Source organism: Halobacillus sp. ABA4_118, from assembly GCF_056160205.1.
The window spans coordinates 149,828-171,617 of sequence record NZ_JBSWWS010000001.1 but is presented as its reverse complement, the minus strand read 5'-3'; the positions used below and the strand labels follow the sequence as shown (position 1 = coordinate 171,617).

Here is a 21,790-nt window from a genome sequence, read left to right as displayed (position 1 = left end):
CTTTCTATGATAATAACTTCTATTTCTGGACACACTGGAAATAGAAGTTATTTTTATTTGGGAGGGTGAGTGCTGTGAAAGCTGTCGCCTATGGAATCATCAGCTGGCTTCTCGTATGTCTGATTCTTGCTTCCTGTTCTCCCGCTGTTCTGGAAGGGAAGGACCACACCCTGATGAGAAGTGTGGAAGAGACGAAAAAAGAAGCATCAGAACCGAGCGTCGAAACACTGGTTCAGGCTGAACCTTTGGAGTTGACGATTGTCCTGAAGGAGCACTACCTCGATGGAGTGGTGGAAACAACAACCAAAAAGGAAACAATCTGGTCGATGGTGGATTTCTGGGCTTCATATGAAGGCTGGAGAGTGGAAAATCAGGAGCTGGATCGTATTGTTTTTCAACGGCAGGTGGAGGATATATCACCACTCACGAAACAGCACGGATATTTTGGATTGAATGAGGACGGCGAACTGGCCGTTTTTCAAGGGATTCCCAACGAAGGGAAGGTCATCGAGTCGTTCAAGCCGATTCCTGTAAAGCCGTTGGAGTCGAAGCGTATCGATGTATTGAAGAATGGCATAAAGATTAAGGACTCCGTCCACTTTGAGCAGGTGGTCCACCAGTATTCAGAAGAAAAGCAGATGTAAGGACAAACAGCCGCAGCCTGTCTGCGGCTGTTTTCGGTATGGATACCCTCCCATTTCCATCGGTTTAACCCCCTTCATTTTCCGTGCGTGTACATAGGCGAACATATGGTTCTATGTTACAATAAGAGGGTTAAGACTAGAGAGCAGGAGAGGTTGCAGCAGATGATAAGTTATATCAAAGGTCAGCTGACGACGCTTGAAGAAGGGTCGATCACGATAGAAGTAAGCGGGATCGGTTACGAGATTTTATGTGCCAATCCTTTTCATTTTGAAACACAGATGAATCAAGAAGTGAAAGTACATACGTACCACTATATCCGGGAAGACAATCAATCCTTGTATGGATTTAGGAAAAAGGAAGATAAACAGTTGTTCGGCCAATTGCTCAACGTATCCGGGATCGGACCGAAAGGAGCACTGGCTATTCTCGGGACGGTCAGTGTACCGGAGTTTGTTTCTGCCATTGAGCAGGAAGACGAAAAGTACCTGACTAAATTCCCCGGCGTCGGTAAGAAGACCGCCCGTCAGATGATCCTTGATTTGAAAGGCAAACTGATTGTATGGCTGCCGGATGAGCAGAACGAAGAAACCTTGTTCTATCAGGAGGATTTGACGTCGCGTGAAAAACGTGAGCTGATCGATGACGCCATTGAAGCCTTGAAGGCGCTTGGATATACAGAGAAGGAAGTGAAGATGGTCCGCACCCAGCTTGAGAAATCCAAGCAGGGTACCGTGGATGATTACGTAAGACAAGGACTTCAGATGTTGATGAAATCATAAAGAAAAGGAGGCATATCCATGGATGAACGGATGATATCCGGTGAGCAGCAGCAGGCCGATCAGGATCTTGAACTGAGCCTGAGGCCGGAAAGGTTAAGTCAGTACATCGGACAGGATCAGGTGAAGAACAACTTGAGCATCTTTATTGAAGCCGCTAAAATGCGGGAAGAACCGCTTGATCATGCCCTTTTGTACGGCCCTCCGGGACTTGGGAAAACGACGCTCGCTTCGATCATCGCCAACGAGATGGGTGTGCAGTTCAGGACCACAGCGGGGCCTGCCATCGAACGGGCCGGGGATTTGGCTGCTATTTTATCCTCTCTTGAGCCGGGGGACGTTCTTTTCATTGATGAAATTCACCGGCTTCCCCGTTCTGTTGAGGAAGTGCTTTATCCAGCGATGGAGGATTTCTGTCTTGATATTGTCGTCGGGACCGGGCCGAGTGCAAGGTCGGTACGCCTTGATCTCCCTCCCTTTACGCTTGTAGGAGCAACGACGAGGGCGGGGCTCTTGTCCGCACCTCTCCGGGACCGTTTCGGTGTACACAGCCGCCTGGAATATTATGATACGAAAGCGCTCTGTTCCATTGTAGAGCGGACGGCGGAAATTTTTTCTGTATCGATTGAGAAAGATGCAGCTGTCGAAGTGGCCCGCCGTTCACGCGGGACCCCCCGGATTGCCAACCGGCTCCTGAAACGGGTCCGGGATATTGCCCAGGTCAAAGGCGAAACCGTCATCTCCAAAGCGACGACACAGGAAGCGCTGAGGATGCTTCAGGTCGATGCTGAAGGACTTGATTTTATTGATCACAAACTATTGATGGGGATCATGGACAGCTTTCAGGGCGGCCCTGTAGGACTGGATACGATTGCAGCGACAATCGGCGAGGAATCGCAGACGATCGAAGATGTGTACGAGCCGTATCTGCTGCAGATCGGTTATATCCAGCGCACACCGCGCGGCCGGGTTGTGACCCCGAAAGCCTATGCCCATTTCAACAGGGAGGTGCCTGGCTCTTGACGGGGTTTGGCAGAATCTTTATTGTTATAGGGATTGTGTTTATTGTCATAGGAATCGTATGGAGTCTGTTCGGCAGGCTCCCTGGTGACCTTTCTTTCAAAAAAGGAAATGTCACATTTTATTTTCCGATTATGACCTCGATTATTGCGAGTATTGTTTTATCTTTGATTTTTTATTTGATTCGGAGATTTTAGCAGCACCTGCAGGAATCGGGCACGAGGAAAGAAGAATTATCTCAGGAAGAATAGGGGATTTGTATGGATATTAAGCAGTATGATTTCGATCTGCCGGAAGAGTTGATTGCGCAGGTTCCGCTTGAGGACCGCTCCTCTTCCCGATTGATGGTCTGCGACCGCAGCACAGAGAACATCGAGCATAAGCACTTTGCTGATATTACGGAAGACTTGAATTCCGGGGACTGTCTTGTATTGAACGACACACGTGTCCTTCCAGCCCGGTTGTTCGGGGTGAAGGAAGACAGCGGAGGGAAAGTCGAAGTTCTTCTGCTGCATCAGACAAAGGAAGATGAATGGGAAGTCCTTGTGAAACCAGCGAAAAAGGTGAAGGAAGGAACGAAAATCGTCTTCGGGGACGGAAAGCTTACGGCTGAATGTACGGAAATCCAGGAGCATGGCGGACGGAAAGTGAAGTTCAGCTACGAAGGCATCTTTCTGGAAGTCCTTGAATCTCTTGGTGAAATGCCGCTGCCTCCTTACATTAAAGAGCAGCTGTCGGACAGAGAACGGTACCAGACGGTCTATGCGAAAGAAGAAGGCTCAGCAGCCGCTCCAACAGCGGGGCTTCATTTTACGAACGCTCTTTTAGAAGAGCTGCAGGAAAAAGGGGTGGAGCTTGCCTACCTGACACTGCACGTCGGTCTTGGAACATTCCGCCCGGTGAGCGTCGATCATATCGAAGAGCATGATATGCATGCGGAATTTTATCAGCTCAGCCGTGAAACCGCCGATCAGCTGAACAGGGTCCGCGAAAACGGCGGAAGAATCATTTCCGTGGGTACAACATCTACCAGAACACTGGAGACGATCATGAGGGACTACAGAACGTTCACAGAAGCAAGCGGATGGACGGATATCTTTATTTATCCCCCGCAGAAGCTTCAGGCCATTGACGGGCTGATTACGAACTTCCACCTTCCGAAATCCACGCTCATCATGCTGGTGAGTGCATTTGCCGGCCGTGACTTCGTAATGGAAGCCTATCACCGTGCTGTCGAGGAGCGCTATCGTTTCTTCAGCTTCGGGGATGCTATGTTTATTAAATGATCAGGATGATCTATGGAAGAAAGGATAGGAAAAATGGCAATCACATATGAATTAATCAAAACTTGTAAGCAGACAGGCGCGCGCCTCGGAAAAGTCCATACACCACATGGCTCTTTCGAAACCCCAATGTTTATGCCTGTCGGTACTCTTGCTACAGTGAAGACGATGAGTCCCGAGGAACTGGAACGGATGGGGGCTCAGATCATCCTTTCCAACACGTACCACCTGTGGCTCAGGCCCGGGGAGGATATCGTGGAGGAAGCCGGCGGCCTTCATAAATTTATGAATTGGAACGGCTCCATTTTAACGGATTCCGGCGGTTTCCAGGTGTTCAGCTTGAGCGACCTGCGTCAGATCGAAGAGGAGGGGGTGCACTTCCGCAACCACATCAGTGGAGAGAAGCTGTTCCTTTCTCCGGAAAAAGCGATGCACATTCAAAACTCTCTTGGCGCGGATATTATGATGGCCTTTGATGAATGCCCGCCGTATCCAGCTGAACACAAATATATGAAAGACTCTGTAGAACGGACGAGCCGCTGGGCAGAAAGATGTCTGGAAGCTCACAAGCGTCCTCATGATCAAGGCTTGTTCGGAATCATCCAGGGCGGGGAATACGAAGATCTTCGTCAGCAGAGCGCCCGTGACCTGACGTCCATGGACTTCCCCGGCTATGCTATCGGAGGCTTGTCTGTAGGGGAGCCGAAAGATGTCATGAACCGTGTGCTCGACTTTACGACACCGCTTCTTCCGGATGAAAAGCCCCGTTACCTGATGGGCGTCGGTTCACCGGATTCCCTGATCGACGGAAGCATCCGCGGCATTGACATGTTTGACTGTGTCCTGCCGACACGTATTGCCAGAAATGGTACATTGATGACCTCCCAGGGCCGTCTCGTTGTCCGCAATGCGAAATATGCCCGCGATTTCCGCCCGATTGATGAAAGTTGTGACTGCCATACGTGCCGGAATTACAGCCGGGCGTACATCCGTCATTTAGTCAAAGCCAACGAAACTTTTGGTTTTAGACTTACGACTTATCATAATCTTTATTTTCTGTTAAACTTAATGAGGCAAGTGCGTGAAGCCATTAGAGAAGATCGACTCGGTGATTTTAGAGAAGAATTCTTTGAACAATATGGTTTCAATAAACCAAATGCAAAGAACTTTTAGAAAGGGGGAATAATAGATGGACACATTAGTAGGCCTGTTACCGATTATTCTAATGTTTGTCATTTTCTATTTCCTATTGATCCGCCCGCAGCAGAAGAAACAGAAACAAGTGCAGCAGATGCAGTCGGATTTACAGAAAGGTGACAAGATCATTACTATCGGAGGAATGCACGGTACAATACATGCGATTGACGAAGGTACCCTTGTTATCAGTGTACAAGATGGAACGCAGATGAAGTTCGACCGTTCCTCCATCCGTGAAAAAGCCAGCGAATAATACAGAACCCCGCTCATGGAGCGGGGTTTTCTATTTTTTACCGCTTTGCTGTTTTTTTAGGCAGGTTCACCCCGATCATTCCCCCCAGCCATGCCGCAAGGATCAGCCCTCCGAAATAGCTGAGCTGCGGCAGTGTTACCATTGTATTTTCAAAAATGATTTGGAATAAGGCCATCGCCCCTACAAATACAGCACCGGTTAAGACGCCGGCCAGCCATCCTTTCTGTTCTCCCTTATAGGCGGCCGCCCCACCTCCGAATGCCAGAATACTGATTCCGACGATTAATGCGAGCTGGTTCAATGTGCCGTATTCCATTTCTGTCAGCTTCAGTAACCCGGCCAGTACCCCGGAAAAAACAATCATCAGGATAAAGATGGATCCAATCCCGTAGCCCAGCACACCCTGCATCATTTTCTTCATATCGACCCTCCTGGATTCAGCTTGTCACTTTCACTATATGCGCAAAATCCATAGAGATAGAAGCAGATATTTCTGCCTTCCCGTGAATACGTATATAAAAAGTCCGTATAAAAGGGGAAGATCTATGTCAACCGTACTGGCAATTCTCATATTTACTGCAAGTTACATCCTCATCATGACAGAGAAACTGAACCGGGCACTCGTGGCTGTTGCCGGCGGCGTCCTTTTATTAATGACGAAGGTTTATGCGTGGGAGGATGCTTTCGGTTTTATTGACTGGGAAACGGTCGCCCTCTTGTTCTCGATGATGGTCCTTGTCTCCATTACAAAGAAAACCGGTATTTTTTCGTTCATGGCTGTCCGACTCGTCCAGATCGTCCAGGGACGGCCTGTTCCATTGTTGATCGTCACCGGCATTTTTACCGCAGTAGGCTCTGCCTTTTTGGACAACGTGACAACGGTGCTTTTATTTGTTCCTGTACTCCTGTCCCTCATCGATGAGTTGAAGCTCCCCGCTTTTCCTTATTTGATTACGACCATTTTCAGTTCCAATATCGGCGGGACAGCAACACTGATCGGGGATCCGCCGAACATTATGATCGGACAAGCCGTGGAGCATTTCAGTTTTGTCTCCTTTATGTACCATCTTGGTCCCATTGTTATTGTCATTTTTGTCGTCATGATGGCCGGCATGATTCTTTTATACCGCAAACGACTCGTTTATGATGAAGCACTGGCCCGGCGGCTGATGGAGAGAAACGCCAAAGCCGATTTGAAGGTCACCCCGCTTCTATTCCAATCGGTGGGTGTCCTGCTTCTGACCATTACTGGATTTATGATGCACCCGTTCATCCATATGGATATTACGACGATCGCTGTCAGCGGTGCGCTCCTGCTGTTGTTCCTCTCTGAAAAAGAGCTTGACGTGGAGCATGTGTTTCAAGAAGTGGAGTGGGTAACGTTATTCTTCTTCATGGGACTGTTCATGCTTGTCGGAGGACTGGAGACGGTCGGCGTCATTGATGAACTGGCCCGTGGAATGGTCTGGCTTTCCGGAGGGGACCTGCCTGTAACCGCCATGGTTATGCTGTGGAGTGCGGGAATCTTGTCAGGGGTCGTGGATAACATCCCATTCGTGGCAGCTATGATCCCAGTCGTCCAGGAACTTCAGGGCTACGGAATGATGAACGTGGATCCTGTTTGGTGGGCGCTGGCGCTTGGCGCGTGCCTTGGCGGGAACGGGACGTTGGTGGGAGCTTCTGCAAACGTGGTTGTAGCCGGACTCGCAGCAAGTCACAACAAGCCGATTCCTTTTCTGAAGTTTTCTTTGTACGGAATCCCTGTTCTGCTCGTATCCCTGCTGATCTGCAGTGTGTACATCTGGTTCCGCTATCTTCTGCCGTTCCTGTCATAAATTTTGAAAAATAGGTGATATTAACAACAAAGGCACGGAAGAGGAAAGGTCGTGGATGGACGTGCTTGTCATCTCTGTAATTTTTCGAACCCTCATCACCTATCTGATTATTCTGCTCGTCTTCCGGTTTATGGGCAAAAGGGAAATCGGAGAGCTGAGTGTCATGGACCTTGTCGTATTTATCATGCTGGCTGAAATTGCTGTTTTTCTTATCGAAGAGCCGGATGAAGAAATCTGGAAGGCGATTGTCCCTATGGCGGTCCTCCTGGCGATTCAAATCGGCAGCGCCTGGATGTCACTTAAAAATCAGGCGTTCAGAAACTGGTTCGACGGAAAGCCCTCTGTGATCATCAAGCACGGGAGAGTGGATGAATATGAAATGAGGCGTCAGCGTTATAACTTCAATGATCTGCTTCTTCAGCTCCGTGAGCATGGCGTTCATGAAGTGCAGGACGTGGCATATGCCGTTTTAGAGCCATCAGGAAAATTGTCTGTCTTTGAGAAAAAGGAAGATGGAACCTCTGATTATGCAGTCGTTTTAATTGCAGACGGAGAGATTCAAAAAAGCGGGCTGAAGATCATCGGAAAAAGCAGACGCTGGCTGTTGGAACGGCTCCACCATCAAGGCCTCACCGAGGTGAAGGAGGTCTCTCTCTGCACAATCAATGATCAGGGAGAGCTTCAGTTTGATCGAAAGAATGAATTCCATTAAAACCAGCTGCCTCTAGGTTGGTTGCTTATGGACCGTCTGTCATCGAAAGGATGCCATGGGCACGATTGGAAACAAACGTAAGCTGAAAAGAAAAGAGGAGGATCTTCTGTTGAACAGAAGATCCTCCTCTTTTCTTTTCAAAATGGTTTAATGCTCCTCTATAGCCGGCAGGGTTACCTGATTACTATTAAGTGAACATGGAACGGGGGCAAGAGTCCATACCGCTCCAGGAGACGCAGGTTCTTATTTTTTTGGCAGGATTTTCTTCCAGGGGATCATTTTCCATTCTTCATTTCGAATCAGCTGGAACACATACGTCAGAAACAGGTAGAGGATGGCAAGCCCGCCGCCCATAATGAGCAGCTGCGAAAGCGGCCGGGTTTCATGGAGCCAGTTGTTTTTCCAAATAAAACCGACGATACCGGTCGTTCCGATGACGATGAAAAATTTAAAGAACAATAGAAAAGGAAAGCGTAGGACGTTGTATTTCACAAGGACTTGAAGATGAAGCAGGGTGACAATGACCACCCCGACACAGATGGCCGCAGCCGCTCCGTGTATACCAAATTCAGGACGGGAGGTAAGGGCGACAAGGACGATGAATTTCACAACTGCTCCAATAAGGGTGTTCCACATAGCTGGACGTGCCAGGTCAAGGGCCTGCAGGGTGGCCTGGAGAGGCGTCTGGATATAATGGAGCAGGAAGAAGGGGGCCATGAACTGGAGCATGAAAGAAGCATGGCTTGTCCCATATACTGCGGTTAAAATCACAACAGGGAAAATCATGAACACAATCGTGATCAAACCGCCGGAAGCGATCGATAGACGGATGGACTGCATAATTCTGTAGCGGATGGTTTCCTTATTTCCTTTGGCTGCGGCTTCGCTGATGGAGGGGACGAGTGCTGTAGAAAGGGCATGCGTAAGAAATGTCGGCAGAAAGAGAAGCGGAAGCACATAACCGGTTAATTCTCCATAAAGTTTTGTGGATTCTACAGCTGCAAAACCGGCAAGGGCCAGACTCTGAGCGACAAGGATTGGTTCGAAAAAGTAAGTCAGCGAACCGATAAAACGACTGCCGGTCGTAGGCAGGGCAATGGTCATCAGTTCATTCAATGTCTTCCGCCCTTCGCCAAGGTTCTTTTTCCACGATTTTCGCAGCCGGAAGCTTTTATGAATATTGAACTGCCTGAGCATATACAACAGGGACACCAATTCTCCAAGGACCGCGCTTCCCATCGCACCAGCAGCTGCATACTGCACACCATATGGATAGAGCATCTTCGTAAAAAGAATGACCGATCCGATACGGACGACCTGCTCAATGACTTGGGAAACAGCCTGCGGCTTCATGTTCTGCCTTCCCTGGAAATAGCCCCGGATGACAGAGGAAACAGCAATGATCGGTATGATCGGTGTAACCGCAAGCAGCGGGGAAAGGGCCCGTGCATCCGTTAAGAAATGCTCAGCTATGACAGGGGCCAGCATGAAAATACCGATTGTAAAAACGATGCTTAATGTCGTAGTTACAGCGAGGGATACGATCAAAATCCGCTTGATTTTCCCTTCGTTCCCTGTAGCCTCCGCTTCTGATACACGTTTGGAAATCGCTACAGGAAGTCCGAACTGGGTGATGGTAATCGCCATGATTAAGGTTGGAAGGGCCATCATGTAAAGCCCGACGCCTTCCGGACCCATGACCCGCGCCACGACGATGCGGTTCACAAAGCCGAGGAACCGGGTGATTAATCCGGCGGCAACGAGAATCAGAGCCCCGTGGAGAAAAGTTTGTTTAGACATATTTCGATCCGCCTTCTCAAAGAAATGAAATTCCGATACAATGAAGTATATGCTCAATCGTGGACAAGGCATGACTACGGATTCTACGAAATGATGAAGTGAGGAGTATTGATATGGAACCTTATAAGCGTGTCGGATTGTGGAAAAAGGAAGTAGCTCCGGTAACAAAGAGTAAAGCGGAGGAGTTCAAACTGCTTGGCTACCCCCGGGCGACAGAAACGGAAATCTGGAACTGTCTCATGTCCAAGGTGTGGAAAGGGGAGCCGGAAATGAGGCTTCACCAGGTGGTTCAGGATATTTTTCATTTATCCAGTCATACCTACACAAGTTATCTGACGGTTGAAGCTTATCAAAATGATGATCTGCTCGCGTCTATTGAAGCACTCAACCAGACAGAATCGGGATAAAAACACAGCTTTACACGGATGCTGTTGCGAAAAAAGTAAAAAGTAGTAGAATAGGGACGGGAAAGACCGGACCCTGTTTTGTACAACCATACGGGGGCATTCCCCGTGCCGGGATACATAAAGGAGGAGCAGAAGCGAATGGTGAAACGAGGGCGGATTGTCGCCTTTTTCATCGTGGTGCTGTTGTTGGCAGCTACGATTGGGACGACGATTACTGGAGTTACAAAAGATATCAAACTAGGACTGGATCTGCAGGGTGGCTTTGAAATTCTTTATGATGTGGAGCCTCTCAACGAAGACCAGGAAGTGAATGAACAGGTATTGGAAGCCACGGCGGAATCGCTGAGTCAGCGTGTCAACACGCTGGGAATCAGTGAAACCAACATATCCATTGAAGATAACGGACGGATCCGTGTGCAGCTGGCCGGTGTGGAGGACCAGCAGACGGCAAGGGAACTGCTTTCCACGACAGCGGAATTAACATTCAGAAGTACAGATGGAAAGCTGTTTCTTGATGGATCCGATTTAGTGGAAGGAAGTGCCCAGCAGTCCTTCGATCCAAATACAAATGAACCGGTCGTAACTTTGAAGGTGAAAAGCGCCTCTGATTTTTACGATGTTTCAGAGGAAGTTTATAATACAACGGATGATCCATCGACCCCCTATCCGGACGACCTGCTTGTCATCTGGCTGGATTACGATGAAGAAACATCCTTTGCAGAACAGTACGGATCAGCGGATCCTGAGTATATTTCAGCTCCGTCCTTCCGCGAGAATGGACCGATCCGCAGCAATTCCATTCAAATCAGCGGCGACTTCACCGTTGAGTCCGCCCAGCAGCTGGCAGACGTATTGAATGCAGGTTCTCTGCCTGTGAATCTGGAAGAAACGTATTCCAATTCCGTCGGGGCTCAATTCGGGGAACAGGCGATGAACAAAACGATCATCGCAGGAGTGATCGGCGTAGCCGCTATTTTCCTGTTTATGATTGCCTACTACCGATTCCCAGGTGTCATTGCATCGCTGACGCTGTCCGTCTATATTTATTTGATCTTAGTTGTCTTTGAATTGATGAATGGGGTGCTGACCCTGCCGGGAATTGCTGCCTTGATTCTGGGTGTGGGGATGGCCGTCGATGCCAACATCATTACTTATGAACGGATCAAAGAAGAACTGAAATCAGGCAAGTCGCTCATGTCTGCCTACAAAGCAGGGAATAAGCGCTCGTTGTCCACCATCATGGATGCGAACATAACCACGTTGATTGCGGCCTCCGTGCTGTTCATTTTCGGTACAAGTTCGGTGAAAGGCTTCGCTACGATGCTCATTGTCAGTATTTTGGTGAGTTTTGTAACGGCGGTGTATGGAACGCGCCTGTTTATGAGTCTATGGGTGAAGAGCCGTTTCCTTAATAAACGTCCGCGCTGGTTCGGGGTCAAACCGGAGCAGATTCAAAATATCGAAGATGGTGGAGAAGTGGATGCCACTTTCATGAAGCGTTCCTTTAACTTTGTCGGCAAACGGAAGTTGTTCTTCACGATTTCCATTTTCCTGATCGCAGCCGGTGTTCTTGCGCTGTCTGTATTCCGACTCAATCTCGGAATTGATTTCTCCAATGGTTCCCGTGTCTCCATTTTATCGGACGGGGATATAACCGCTTCTCAAGTGGAGGAGACAATGGAAAGTGAATTTGATGTTTCTCCTGAACAGGTGGTCATTTCAGGGGATAACAATGAAATTGCTGTTGCGAGGTTTGATTCTGAACTGAGCAAGGATAAAGTAGCTGACATCCAGTCGTACTATGAAGAGGAGTTCGGCAGTACACCGAATATCAGTACAGTGTCTCCGATTGTGGCCAAGGAACTGGCGAAAAACGCAGCGCTTGCTGTTCTTTATGCTTCGATTGGAATCATCATCTATGTAACGATTCGTTTTGAAATATTCTTTGCGATTACCGCCATTATCGCCCTGCTGCATGATGCGTTCTTCATTCTCGCCTTCTTCAGCATTACAAGGCTGGAATTCGATATCACGATCATCGCAGCCATTCTCACCATTGTCGGTTATTCTGTCAACGATACCATCGTTACGTTTGACCGGATCCGGGAGAACTTGAAACTGAAGAAGAAAGTCAAGTCCTTTACGGAGCTGGCTAAGATTGTGAATGACAGCTTAATGCAGACCTTGGCTAGAAGTTTCAATACGGTGATTACGGTCATCTTTGCAGCGGTTATGCTGCTCGTCTTCGGTGCCTCATCGATTACGAATTTCTCTTTCGCCCTTGTCATCGGACTGCTGGCAGGAACCTATTCGTCCCTGTTTATTGCGTCCCAGCTATGGCTCGTCTGGCGCGGCAGAAATATCAAAGATAAGCCGATCAACTATGTGAAGAAAAAGCGTAATGACGGACCTCAGGTGTAACCGTTCCTTCGGGTAATGGAATGTGGTCCGGATCAAGCGGTCTTTCCTGTTGGAAAGACCGCTTTTTGTTTGTTTGGAGAACGGGTATATTTTAGTAATCGGATATGAAAAAGGAGAGATGCTCTATGAAAGGTCAAACGTATATTATTTCAGCTCTTATTTTTGCTGTTGTGATTGCTGTGTTCGCGGTTATCAACGTCGAGTCTGTGCAGGTCAATTATCTATTCGGAACCGGGGAGGCTCCCTTAATTCTTGTGATTCTCGTTTCCGTGCTCCTTGGAGGTCTTGCTACAGCCTCTGTAGGGGCGGTCCGCTACTTCAGATTAAGAAAAGAGAAACGTTCCTTACTGGAAAAACTGCAGGCATTCGAGAAGGAAAGCGGAGAGAAAACAGAGCCCGCCTCTGAAGCCGGTGAAGAGAATAACTCCAGGGAAAACTTCACATAATTGCATTTGCTACCCCTGACCCGCTCTTGTATAATAGATGGGTCAGGGGTGAACTTATGATAGAAAGTAAGATGAAATGGAAAATTACATATAACGATCCGGTCCAGGGAGATAGAAGCAGCCGCCCGGGCGGGCTGACGCCGCTTACGAAACAACTGCTGGAAAAGCGGGGGATTTTTGAGCCGGAAGCGGAACAGCGTTTCCTGCACCCGTCTTTTGAACAACTCCATGATCCATTTCTGATGGAAGGGATGGAAAAGGCTGTTGCACGCGTGAAAGAGGCTGCCTCAGCCGGGGAGCCTGTTCTTGTGTTCGGCGATTATGATGCAGACGGGGTCAGTTCCACTACGCTTATGATTGAGGCGCTGAGAGAGGCTGGCGTGGAATGCGACTTTTATATTCCCAACCGCTTCACAGAAGGTTATGGTCCGAACAAGGACGCCTTCCAATTTGCCTTCGATTCCGGGTACGGCGTCATTATAACTGTCGATACAGGAATTGCTGCTGTCGAAGAGGCGGCGTTTGCTAAAGAACTGGGTCTGGATTTAATTATTACCGATCACCACGAAGTGCAGGAAACCCTGCCGGATGCGTTTGCCATCGTCCATCCGAAAACCTCGGCGGATTACCCGTTTCAGGAATTGGCAGGCGTCGGCGTTGCTTTTAAATTCGCTCACGCTCTTTTAGGAGAATGTCCGAAGCATTTTCTTGATCTTGTGGTCATCGGCACCATTGCGGACCTTGTCCCTCTTGTTGATGAGAACCGTGTCCTTTCCTACTTTGGTCTAAAAGCGATCTCCCAGTCCAAAAGGCCGGGAATTCAGGCTCTCCGTAATGTCTGCTCGATTGAAGGGGAGATGGATGAGGAAACGATCGGTTTCACCATCGGCCCGAGAATCAACGCTGTCGGCCGTCTCCAGGACGCTGCTCCGGCGGTTGACCTTCTGTTGTCCGAAAGTTTGGAAGAGGCTCAGGAAACAGCCGGTTTTATCAACCAGTTGAATCAGGAGCGTCAAAAAATCGTCGCAGCCATTGCCAAAGAGGCAGAAGAGATGGTTGTGAATGAACAAGGCGTGGTTGATGAAGTCATCGTTGTAGCCAAGGAAGGCTGGAACCCGGGTGTGCTCGGTATTGTAGCTTCCAAGCTTGTCCGTCAGTTTGACAGGCCCGCCATCGTTCTTGGCATTGATTCCGAAAAAGGGGTAGCCAAAGGTTCGGCCCGTAGTATCGATGCTTTTGATATGTTTACCAATTGTATGGAAGTCCGTCACCGGTTCCTTCATTTCGGTGGACATGCCCAGGCAGCGGGAATGACCGTAGAACTGGATCAGCTGGATGCCTTGAGAGACGACTTGATCGGTATTGCAAGGGAAAAGCTGTCTGCAGACGATTACCATCAGGTGCTTGACATAGAAACCACAGTAGCCGTGGACGATGTCTCTTTGAAGCAGATTGAAGAAATTGATCAGCTCCGGCCGTTCGGTATGGGTAACCCTAAGCCTTTGTTTCATCTCAAGCATACCCCTAAAGAAGTACGGTTGATAGGAAGTAAGAAAAACCATCTGAAATTTCAATTCCAAGGTGAGCAGGTAAAAGTGGACGGCATTGCTTTTGGCCTTGGAGATTTGTATACACAGCTGTCACCGCATGCTGTTATTGATTTTGTCGGGGAGCTGGGTGTCAATGAGTGGAATGGACGGAAAAACCTTCAGGTCATGATCAGGGATATCAGCGTGTCAGAGTGGCAGCTTTTTGATCACCGCGGGTCCAGGCATCTTGAAAAAAATATAGCTGTCCCACCCAGGGAAAAGTATGGGGCTGTTAGTTTTCAAGATAAAGAGGCAGCTCCGTTCGACCTCCCCGTTCTGAAACCGGAACAGGTCATCGATGAATCTTCGTGGGACGGCCTTCTGATTCTTGATCTGCCGCGGGAAATGAAAGAACTGACATCCATGCTGGAGGCCGTGCAAGTGAAAAAGGTGTATGCCTGTTATCACCTGGAAGAGAGTACCTTCCTAAAAACATGGCCGTCACGGGACCACTTCAAATGGTTTTATGGTATGCTGTTGAAGCGCGGCCGTTTTGACATGAAAAAAGAAGCGGATCTTCTGGCCGGAAGAAAAGGCTGGGACCGATCCATGGTGGAATTTATTTCAGAGGTGTTTTTTGAACTTCAGTTTGTTAAAATAAAAGATGGGATTTTAACGGTTGAATCCGAACCATCTCAAAAAGATTTACGTGAATCTTCGCTTTATATCGAACGCGAAGAACAGTTGAAAATGGAACAAACGCTATATTATTCCACATATAAAGAATTGAAGGAATGGTTCGACCGCTATCTGAACCAACGTTCGAAGCAAGTCAAGGAGGAAGTAGTTAATGGATTATAAAGAACATATTGCAATCGTACAGGACTGGCCGAAAGAAGGTGTCCAGTTTAAGGACATCACCCCATTGATGGATAACGGTCCTGCCTTCAAGTCCGCTGTTGATGAGATTGTAGAGTACGCGAAACAGCTGGAAATTGATATTGTCGTAGGTCCGGAAGCGCGTGGCTTCATCGTAGGATGCCCGGTTTCCTATGCTCTTGAAATCGGCTTTGCACCGGTACGTAAGGAAGGGAAACTCCCTCGTGAAACCATCAAAGTGGATTACGGTCTGGAATATGGCAAAGATGTCCTGACTATTCACAAGGATGCCATCAAGCCTGGTCAGCGTGTTTTGATTGTTGATGACCTGCTGGCTACCGGTGGAACGATTGAAGCGACCATCGACCTTGTTGAGCAGCTGGGTGGAGAAGTAGCCGGATGCGCGTTCTTAATTGAACTTACGTATTTGAATGGCCGTGAAAAATTGAAAAACAATGACGTATTGACATTGATGCAATATTAATAGAAAAGAGTGCCCTTTCTTTAGGGCGCTCTTTGTTTTACAAGCGCTTGAAGTGTATGACTTTACAAAGAGGGTGCTTTTTTTGATAATGATGACAAATAACTTTAGAAAGTCTTAAAGGAATCAGGGTGATTGAATGGCGAAAGATACAGTTCTAACTGCTGAAGAGGTCATAGAACAGGCGAGTCAGTATTTAAACGAGTCGGACCTGGCTTTTATCCGCCGTGCCTATGCGTTCGCAGAAGAAGCGCACAGCAGTCAATTCCGCAAATCCGGTGAACCTTATATTATCCACCCCATTCAGGTTGCAGGGATACTGGTCAATCTGGAAATGGATCCCGAAACGGTTGCAGGGGGATTCCTTCACGATGTCGTGGAGGATACGGATATTACACTGGAGCAGATTGAAGAAGCTTTCAATGAAGAGGTTTCCATGCTTGTCGATGGCGTTACCAAATTAGGTAAAATCAAATACAAGTCCAAGGAAGCTCAGCAGGCGGAAAACCATAGGAAAATGTTTGTAGCTATGGCGAAGGATATGCGTGTCATCCTTATTAAGCTGGCTGACCGCCTGCATAATATGAGAACACTGAAGCACCTTCCAGCTGAAAAACAGCGGAGAATATCCAATGAAACGCTGGAGATTTTCGCTCCGCTTGCCCACCGCCTTGGGATTTCGACGATTAAGTGGGAGCTGGAAGATACAGCGCTCCGGTATTTAAATCCGCAGCAGTATTACCGGATTGTTCACTTGATGAAGCAGAAGCGGAACGAAAGGGAGCATTACATCGAAGAAGTGATCGATGAAATCCGTGGACAGCTCGACGATGTGAACATTGGTGCTGATTTAAACGGAAGGCCGAAACATCTGTACAGCATCTACCGGAAGATGGTGCTTCAGAACAAGCAGTTCAATGAAATCTATGACTTGTTAGCCGTTAGAATTACCGTGAACAGCATAAAGGACTGTTACGCAGTTCTTGGAATCATCCATACCTGTTGGAAACCGATGCCCGGCCGTTTCAAGGATTACATTGCTATGCCGAAGCCAAACCTCTACCAGTCCCTTCATACAACGGTGATCGGCCCGAAAGGTGACCCGCTGGAAGTTCAGATCCGCACCCATGAAATGCATGAAATTGCCGAGTACGGAATTGCCGCTCACTGGGCTTATAAGGAAGGCAGGCAGACGGTATCCGGACAATCGTTTGAAGAGAAATTGACATGGTTCCGTGAAATTCTGGAGTGGCAGAGTGAAACCCATGATGCCGAAGAGTTTATGGAATCGTTGAAAGTCGACCTCTTTTCCGACATGGTCTATGTCTTCACGCCGAAGGGCGACGTCATAGAACTTCCTTCCGGCTCTGTACCCGTAGACTTTGCTTTCCGTATTCACACAGAAGTGGGGAATCAGACGATCGGCGCCAAGGTCAACGGAAAAATGGAGCCGCTGGACTATGAACTGAAAACCGGCGACATTGTGGAAATTATGACGTCCAAGCATGCGTACGGCCCTTCGAAAGACTGGATTAAGCTGGCCCAGACATCTCAGGCCAAAAACAAAATCAAGCAGTTCTTCAAAAAGCAGCAGAAGGACGAAAACACGTCCAAAGGGAAAGAGCTTGTGGAGCGCGAAATCCGGAACTTCGGTCTTCAACCGAAAGATGTGTATACGCAGGACAACTTGAACCGAGTGTCTGAGAAGTTCAATTTTGCCAATGAAGAAGATATGTTTGCTGCTGTCGGGTACCAGGGCATAACTGCCGCTCAGATTGCGACCAGACTTACGGAGAAGATAAGGAAGCAGAAGCAGAAGGAGCAGGATCTTGAACAGACCCTGGCTGATGTAAGCACAACGGAAATCAAGAAGCCTTCCAGAAAAGGGAAGAAGGATTCCGGTGTCCGAGTGGAAGGTGTCGACAACCTGTTAGTGCGGCTTTCCAAGTGCTGCAACCCGGTACCTGGTGACGATATCATCGGCTATATTACCAAAGGGCGTGGAGTGTCGGTTCACCGTACCGACTGTCCGAACGTGCATGCAGAGGAAGCACAGACACGTCTTCTACCGGTGAAATGGGAGACATCGGTCACCGATTCCAAACAGTATCATGTCGATTTGGAAATCTGGGGCTACGACCGGAGAGGCCTGTTGAACGAAGTGCTCCAGGCGGTCAATGAAACGAAAACCAATATTACTGCTGTTTCGGGTAAATCAGACCGGAATAAAATGGCGACCATCCACATTACGATTTTAATTCAGAACACGAATCATCTAAGGAAGATCGTAGAACGGATCAAACAAATACAGGAAGTATACACGGTACGCCGTGTTATGCAGTAAAAAGGGGAATAGAAGATGAAAGCCGTTGTCCAGCGTGCGGTTGATGCTTCTGTTACTGTTGAAAATGAAACGGTTGGAAGGATCGAGCGTGGTCTCGTAATCCTGCTTGGGGTTACACATGAAGATACAGAGGAAGACGCCCGGTATTTAGCAGATAAGATTCCTCATTTGAGGATCTTTGAAGATGAGAACGGGAAAATGAATCATTCTCTTAAGGACGTCGAGGGGCAGATGCTGTCCATCTCCCAGTTCACGTTGTATGGGGATACGCGTAAAGGCCGCCGGCCGAACTTTATGGGGGCTGCCCGGCCCGATGCAGCCGCTCAGCTCTATGAGTCCTTTAATAAGATGGTGATGGATCAGGGTGTGCAGGTGGAAACCGGTTCTTTCGGAGCGATGATGAATGTGCAGTTAACGAATGAAGGACCTGTCACTCTTATTCTGGATAGTAAAGAACGATAAAAAAACAGCTGCGGGAATCGTTCCCGCAGCTGTTTTTGTTTTGTTATAAGTCCGGCTTATTTAAAATATTGAATAAGTCCCTGGACAACCCCCTGGCTGACTTTCTGCTGGTAGGAGGATGTACGTACGGTCTGCTCTTCACGGGCATCTGAAATGAAGCCAAGCTCCAATAGTGCAGATGGTTTCTGGTTCTCGCGGATCACATGGAAGTTGCCGTATTTAATTCCGCGGTCTCTCAATCCCGTTTTTTGGACCATGCCTGCCTGAAGTGCTGAGGCAAGTTTTTTGTCTTTGGAATGATAATAGTACGTATTCAATCCGGTTGCTGAAATATACAAAGGAGCACTATTGTAGTGAAGACTGATGAATGCGTCGGCACTGGAAGCGTTGGAATAGTAAGTTCTCGCTGATAGAGCGACATATTCATTACTGCTTCTTGTCATCAGGACGTCCGCGCCGGCCTGCTCCAGTTGCTTCTTCAAAATAAGAGCGGTACTCAATGTCAGATCACTTTCGTAACTCCCGGCTCTTCCTACGGCGCCGGAATCACGCCCGCCGTGACCGGGGTCAAGCATGATCGTTTTTCCTTTCAAAGATCCTGAAGAATAATTGGTGTGCTGGGCACCTTTTGTTGTTTCTGTAACAATCCATCCGGCGACATAGGCTGTACTGCCGTTGAATTTGATCTTATACCAGCGTCCTTCTTCTGCTATGACATCAAATTGATCGCCCTTATGAGCCTGTCCTACAACTTTATATCCTGTCGATGGACCACTGCGGATATTGGTGTAGTTGTAGTCCAGAGTGACGGCTGCATCCGCGGCTGTCGTCCCTGAGGAGCTGTTTCCGCTCACAGGATCGACGAGCCAGCCGGCCACCCAGCCTGTCCGGCCGTTCCCCCACTTGATCTGGTACCAGCGATCCTTTTCGTTTATGTATTCATAAACCTCGCCTTTTTTAATCTGCGTCAGGATGGTCCCTTTTGTTGAATTTTGACTGCGGACATTCAGGACCGGTGTGTCCACTTTAATTTTTCCAATAACTGATTGACTGCCGGAACTTTCATTGGATGATGAGTTCCCGGATGAAGACGTGGATGATTTCTTCTGGGCAAGATAATCCCCATGCACCCAGCCTTTGATGCTGCCGTGCTGGATATACACCCATTTTCCGCTGGATTTCTGCGGAGTTACGACATCATTCTTCATCAAGTACCCTTTGATTTTTCCGTCCAGTCCCGCCGAAGAGCGGATCCTTAAGTAATCATACTTGGAATAGTACGTACCGGAAGCCTGTGAGGTTTCCTTCTTTACAGTGGTGAGCCATTCAGCCACCCACCCGGTTTTTCCATTCCAGTTGATTTTCAGCCAGTTGTTCTGCTGCTTGACGATGGTGTACGTTTCGTTGGCATGCACCTGGCCGATCCGGTTGTAGCTTGTGTCAGGACCTGTTCTTACGTTCAGGTAATCCACCTGAATGACGGCTTGATCCGCATGCACCGTCCTGCTTTCAGCTTCCAGCATGCTGAAAGCTGCTAATAAAAAGACAATAAGAAAAAGTCCTTTTTTCAATATTTTCCCACCTCCTGTTTCTATAAGCTCCTTTCACTATTCGACAAAAGGCTCTTCTATCCTTCAAAGTTTGTGAATTTTTTTCATACTTTTATCGAAGCATCAACTTGACATAAGTGGAAAGGAGAATATATGATAGAAATCAATTCTAACATGAAACGAAAAAACCGTTGAGGGAAAAAGTAATCAGCACCCATGCGGACAGAGAGGGAATACCATAGGCTGAAAGTATCCCCCCGTCACGTGCAGGCGAAAGACATTCCTTAGGTTCTATGTCGAAATCCTTAGAGTAGGCATAGACGTACACAGGCGTTAACTGTTTTGAGCGGGAGCTGCAGGAAGCTCCAATCAGGGTGGCAACGCGGTTAAATCCGTCCCTTTTCTGTAACAGGAAAAGGGACGGATTTTTTTGTGGGAAAAAATGGTTGAAATGACAGGAGGAATTTTAATGACGATCAATGCACCGAGAGGTACGCAGGACATCCTGCCGGGTACATCAGAAAAATGGCAGTACGTAGAGCAGAAGCTGGTGGATTTGTGCCGCCGCTTTAATTATAAAGAAATCAGAACCCCGATTTTTGAACACACAGAATTGTTTCAGCGGGGAGTAGGCGACAGCACAGATATCGTACAAAAGGAAATGTACACCTTTGAAGACCGTGGGGGGCGCAGTATTACCCTTCGTCCGGAAGGCACCGCCTCTGTAGTCCGTGCTTACGTCCAGAACAAAATATACGGCCTGCCGAACCAGCCGTCCAAATACTTCTACATGGGGCCGATGTTCCGGTATGAGCGTCCGCAGCAGGGAAGAATGCGCCAGTTCGTTCAGTTTGGCATTGAAGCACTCGGAAGCGACGATCCGGCGATCGATGCAGAAGTACTGTCCCTTGCTTTGAATTCCTACAGGGAACTCGGCCTCTCCTCCTTGAAGCTGGTATTGAACAGTCTTGGGGATGCAGAAAGCCGTGAAGCTCACCGGGCGGCGCTTGTCCGTCACTTCGACCCGCATCGTGAAGAGCTTTGTTCCGATTGTCAGGTACGCCTTGATCAAAATCCGCTGCGTGTGCTGGATTGTAAAAAAGACAAGGATCACCCGGCCATGGAAACGGCTCCTTCCATCCTGGAATACTTAAATGTTTATTCTAAAGATTATTTTGAGAAAGTGAAAAGTTACCTGGATGCGATGGGTATTGAATATGTCATTGACCCGAATCTTGTACGCGGTCTTGATTATTACAATCACACCGCTTTTGAAATCATGAGTGAAGCAGAAGGGTTCGGTGCGATTACGACATTAAGCGGAGGCGGCCGTTACACAGGGCTTGTCCAGGAAGTCGGAGGCCCGGAAACGTCCGGCATCGGTTTTGCAATGAGCATTGAACGCCTTCTGATGGCTCTGGAGGCTGAAGGTGTTGAGCTGCCTGTCGATGAGGACCTGGACTGTTATGTCGTAGCTCTTGGCGACGAAGCACAGGTCGAAGCGGTCCGTCTTGCCGATGCCATGCGTCTGGCCGGCCTTCAAGTCGACAAGGATTATCTGGGTAAGAAAATGAAAGCCCAGTTCAAGTCGGCGGATCGGTTGAATGCGAAATACGTACTCGTGCTGGGAGAACAGGAACTCGAAAACGGGGTCATCAATGTGAAGGAAATGGCCACAGGTGAACAGAAGGAAATCGAACTTGGTTCGGTGATTGAATATATGAAAGAACAGATGGCAGGAGGAAAGTAA

Annotated in this window: 20 protein-coding genes and 1 other annotated feature; of the genes, 17 read left to right on the top strand and 3 right to left on the bottom strand. The window is 48.2% G+C overall.

All coding sequences use genetic code 11. The annotated features are described in order from the left end of the window. The first annotated feature begins 65 nt into the window (after nucleotides 1-65). From ACXAGL_RS00955 to yajC, 7 genes are all read left to right on the top strand, one after another. Nucleotides 66-644 carry a BofC C-terminal domain-containing protein gene (locus ACXAGL_RS00955; RefSeq protein ID WP_474989455.1) on the top strand — a complete coding sequence of 193 codons (579 nt, stop codon included), beginning with the start codon at nucleotides 66-68 and terminating at the stop codon, nucleotides 642-644. 162 nt (nucleotides 645-806) lie between these two features. Beyond that, nucleotides 807-1,424, top strand: a complete 618-nt coding sequence (gene ruvA / locus ACXAGL_RS00950) for a Holliday junction branch migration protein RuvA (RefSeq protein WP_474971194.1) — start codon at nucleotides 807-809, stop codon at nucleotides 1,422-1,424. Between the two features lie 18 nt (nucleotides 1,425-1,442). Then, nucleotides 1,443-2,444, top strand: coding sequence for a Holliday junction branch migration DNA helicase RuvB (gene ruvB / locus ACXAGL_RS00945; protein WP_474969088.1), 1,002 nt, complete (start codon nucleotides 1,443-1,445; stop codon nucleotides 2,442-2,444). Beyond that, nucleotides 2,441-2,638, top strand: coding sequence for a DUF2905 domain-containing protein (locus ACXAGL_RS00940; protein ID WP_027955281.1), 198 nt, complete (start codon nucleotides 2,441-2,443; stop codon nucleotides 2,636-2,638). Before ruvB ends, ACXAGL_RS00940 begins: the two co-directional genes overlap by 4 nt. A 63-nt stretch (nucleotides 2,639-2,701) precedes the next feature. Further along, nucleotides 2,702-3,727: a tRNA preQ1(34) S-adenosylmethionine ribosyltransferase-isomerase QueA gene (gene queA, locus ACXAGL_RS00935; RefSeq protein ID WP_474989453.1), complete on the top strand. Its 1,026-nt coding sequence runs from the start codon at nucleotides 2,702-2,704 to the stop codon at nucleotides 3,725-3,727. A gap of 33 nt (nucleotides 3,728-3,760) precedes the next feature. Next, entirely contained in the window at nucleotides 3,761-4,897 is a 1,137-nt protein-coding gene (gene tgt, locus ACXAGL_RS00930; protein ID WP_474989451.1) for a tRNA guanosine(34) transglycosylase Tgt, read from the top strand. A 16-nt stretch (nucleotides 4,898-4,913) separates the two neighbouring features. Continuing rightward, the gene (gene yajC, locus ACXAGL_RS00925; RefSeq protein ID WP_027955284.1) at nucleotides 4,914-5,174 is read left to right on the top strand and encodes a preprotein translocase subunit YajC; all 261 of its coding nucleotides are present in this window, start codon (nucleotides 4,914-4,916) and stop codon (nucleotides 5,172-5,174) included. Nucleotides 5,175-5,211: 37 nt separating this feature from the next. Here the strand turns inward: yajC and ACXAGL_RS00920 are convergent, their stop codons facing one another. After that, nucleotides 5,212-5,595: a TIGR04086 family membrane protein gene (locus ACXAGL_RS00920; protein WP_027955285.1), complete on the bottom strand. Its 384-nt coding sequence runs from the start codon at nucleotides 5,593-5,595 to the stop codon at nucleotides 5,212-5,214. 124 nt (nucleotides 5,596-5,719) lie between these two features. Here ACXAGL_RS00920 and ACXAGL_RS00915 point away from each other — a divergent pair, with 124 nt between their 5' ends. After that, complete coding sequence (locus ACXAGL_RS00915) at nucleotides 5,720-7,009, top strand: ArsB/NhaD family transporter (RefSeq protein WP_474969085.1); 1,290 nt, start codon at nucleotides 5,720-5,722, stop codon at nucleotides 7,007-7,009. 55 nt (nucleotides 7,010-7,064) lie between these two features. Further along, nucleotides 7,065-7,721: a DUF421 domain-containing protein gene (locus ACXAGL_RS00910; protein WP_474969084.1), complete on the top strand. Its 657-nt coding sequence runs from the start codon at nucleotides 7,065-7,067 to the stop codon at nucleotides 7,719-7,721. Between the two features lie 243 nt (nucleotides 7,722-7,964). Here ACXAGL_RS00910 and spoVB read toward each other — a convergent pair whose 3' ends face one another. Beyond that, on the bottom strand, nucleotides 7,965-9,521 hold the full coding sequence (spoVB, locus tag ACXAGL_RS00905) for a stage V sporulation protein B (RefSeq protein WP_474989449.1): 1,557 nt from the start codon (nucleotides 9,519-9,521) through the stop codon (nucleotides 7,965-7,967). A 113-nt stretch (nucleotides 9,522-9,634) separates the two neighbouring features. On the opposite strand from spoVB, the gene ACXAGL_RS00900 reads away from it, so the two are divergent. The 7 genes from ACXAGL_RS00900 (at nucleotide 9,635) to dtd (ending at nucleotide 18,490) form a co-directional block, all read left to right on the top strand. Next, a complete protein-coding gene (locus ACXAGL_RS00900; RefSeq protein ID WP_474989447.1) occupies nucleotides 9,635-9,928 on the top strand; it encodes a post-transcriptional regulator in 294 nt (97 codons plus the stop codon). Between the two features lie 138 nt (nucleotides 9,929-10,066). Further along, nucleotides 10,067-12,349: a protein translocase subunit SecDF gene (secDF, locus tag ACXAGL_RS00895; RefSeq protein WP_474989445.1), complete on the top strand. Its 2,283-nt coding sequence runs from the start codon at nucleotides 10,067-10,069 to the stop codon at nucleotides 12,347-12,349. 125 nt (nucleotides 12,350-12,474) lie between these two features. Continuing rightward, nucleotides 12,475-12,795 carry a LapA family protein gene (locus tag ACXAGL_RS00890; protein ID WP_474989443.1) on the top strand — a complete coding sequence of 107 codons (321 nt, stop codon included), beginning with the start codon at nucleotides 12,475-12,477 and terminating at the stop codon, nucleotides 12,793-12,795. A 56-nt stretch (nucleotides 12,796-12,851) separates the two neighbouring features. Then, nucleotides 12,852-15,185: a single-stranded-DNA-specific exonuclease RecJ gene (gene recJ, locus ACXAGL_RS00885; protein ID WP_474989441.1), complete on the top strand. Its 2,334-nt coding sequence runs from the start codon at nucleotides 12,852-12,854 to the stop codon at nucleotides 15,183-15,185. Continuing rightward, the gene (locus ACXAGL_RS00880) at nucleotides 15,175-15,687 is read left to right on the top strand and encodes an adenine phosphoribosyltransferase (RefSeq protein WP_027955293.1); all 513 of its coding nucleotides are present in this window, start codon (nucleotides 15,175-15,177) and stop codon (nucleotides 15,685-15,687) included. Before recJ ends, ACXAGL_RS00880 begins: the two co-directional genes overlap by 11 nt. 136 nt (nucleotides 15,688-15,823) lie before the next feature. Further along, nucleotides 15,824-18,028: a RelA/SpoT family protein gene (locus tag ACXAGL_RS00875; RefSeq protein WP_474969078.1), complete on the top strand. Its 2,205-nt coding sequence runs from the start codon at nucleotides 15,824-15,826 to the stop codon at nucleotides 18,026-18,028. Between the two features lie 15 nt (nucleotides 18,029-18,043). Continuing rightward, nucleotides 18,044-18,490: a D-aminoacyl-tRNA deacylase gene (dtd, locus tag ACXAGL_RS00870; protein ID WP_474969077.1), complete on the top strand. Its 447-nt coding sequence runs from the start codon at nucleotides 18,044-18,046 to the stop codon at nucleotides 18,488-18,490. Nucleotides 18,491-18,546: 56 nt separating this feature from the next. On the opposite strand, the gene ACXAGL_RS00865 is transcribed toward dtd, so the two are convergent. After that, nucleotides 18,547-20,061: an SH3 domain-containing protein gene (locus tag ACXAGL_RS00865; RefSeq protein WP_474989439.1), complete on the bottom strand. Its 1,515-nt coding sequence runs from the start codon at nucleotides 20,059-20,061 to the stop codon at nucleotides 18,547-18,549. 161 nt (nucleotides 20,062-20,222) lie between these two features. Further along, nucleotides 20,223-20,443, top strand: a binding site (T-box leader). 66 nt (nucleotides 20,444-20,509) lie between these two features. Here ACXAGL_RS00865 and hisS point away from each other — a divergent pair. After that, complete coding sequence (hisS, locus tag ACXAGL_RS00860) at nucleotides 20,510-21,790, top strand: histidine--tRNA ligase (protein ID WP_474989437.1); 1,281 nt, start codon at nucleotides 20,510-20,512, stop codon at nucleotides 21,788-21,790.

Excerpts from the sequence above, each read along its gene's own strand:
- ruvA (WP_474971194.1), top strand. The coding sequence starts at position 807 with ATGATAAGTTATATCAAAGGTCAGCTGACGACGCTTGAAGAAGGGTCG.
- ACXAGL_RS00875 (WP_474969078.1), top strand. The coding sequence starts at position 15,824 with ATGGCGAAAGATACAGTTCTAACTGCTGAAGAGGTCATAGAACAGGCG.
- ACXAGL_RS00920 (WP_027955285.1), bottom strand. The coding sequence starts at position 5,595 with ATGAAGAAAATGATGCAGGGTGTGCTGGGCTACGGGATTGGATCCATC.
- dtd (WP_474969077.1), top strand. The coding sequence starts at position 18,044 with ATGAAAGCCGTTGTCCAGCGTGCGGTTGATGCTTCTGTTACTGTTGAA.
- ACXAGL_RS00910 (WP_474969084.1), top strand. The coding sequence starts at position 7,065 with ATGGACGTGCTTGTCATCTCTGTAATTTTTCGAACCCTCATCACCTAT.
- hisS (WP_474989437.1), top strand. The coding sequence starts at position 20,510 with ATGACGATCAATGCACCGAGAGGTACGCAGGACATCCTGCCGGGTACA.
- ACXAGL_RS00915 (WP_474969085.1), top strand. The coding sequence starts at position 5,720 with ATGTCAACCGTACTGGCAATTCTCATATTTACTGCAAGTTACATCCTC.
- ACXAGL_RS00890 (WP_474989443.1), top strand. The coding sequence starts at position 12,475 with ATGAAAGGTCAAACGTATATTATTTCAGCTCTTATTTTTGCTGTTGTG.
- recJ (WP_474989441.1), top strand. The coding sequence starts at position 12,852 with ATGATAGAAAGTAAGATGAAATGGAAAATTACATATAACGATCCGGTC.
- secDF (WP_474989445.1), top strand. The coding sequence starts at position 10,067 with ATGGTGAAACGAGGGCGGATTGTCGCCTTTTTCATCGTGGTGCTGTTG.
- ACXAGL_RS00880 (WP_027955293.1), top strand. The coding sequence starts at position 15,175 with ATGGATTATAAAGAACATATTGCAATCGTACAGGACTGGCCGAAAGAA.
- tgt (WP_474989451.1), top strand. The coding sequence starts at position 3,761 with ATGGCAATCACATATGAATTAATCAAAACTTGTAAGCAGACAGGCGCG.
- ruvB (WP_474969088.1), top strand. The coding sequence starts at position 1,443 with ATGGATGAACGGATGATATCCGGTGAGCAGCAGCAGGCCGATCAGGAT.
- yajC (WP_027955284.1), top strand. The coding sequence starts at position 4,914 with ATGGACACATTAGTAGGCCTGTTACCGATTATTCTAATGTTTGTCATT.
- ACXAGL_RS00900 (WP_474989447.1), top strand. The coding sequence starts at position 9,635 with ATGGAACCTTATAAGCGTGTCGGATTGTGGAAAAAGGAAGTAGCTCCG.
- spoVB (WP_474989449.1), bottom strand. The coding sequence starts at position 9,521 with ATGTCTAAACAAACTTTTCTCCACGGGGCTCTGATTCTCGTTGCCGCC.
- queA (WP_474989453.1), top strand. The coding sequence starts at position 2,702 with ATGGATATTAAGCAGTATGATTTCGATCTGCCGGAAGAGTTGATTGCG.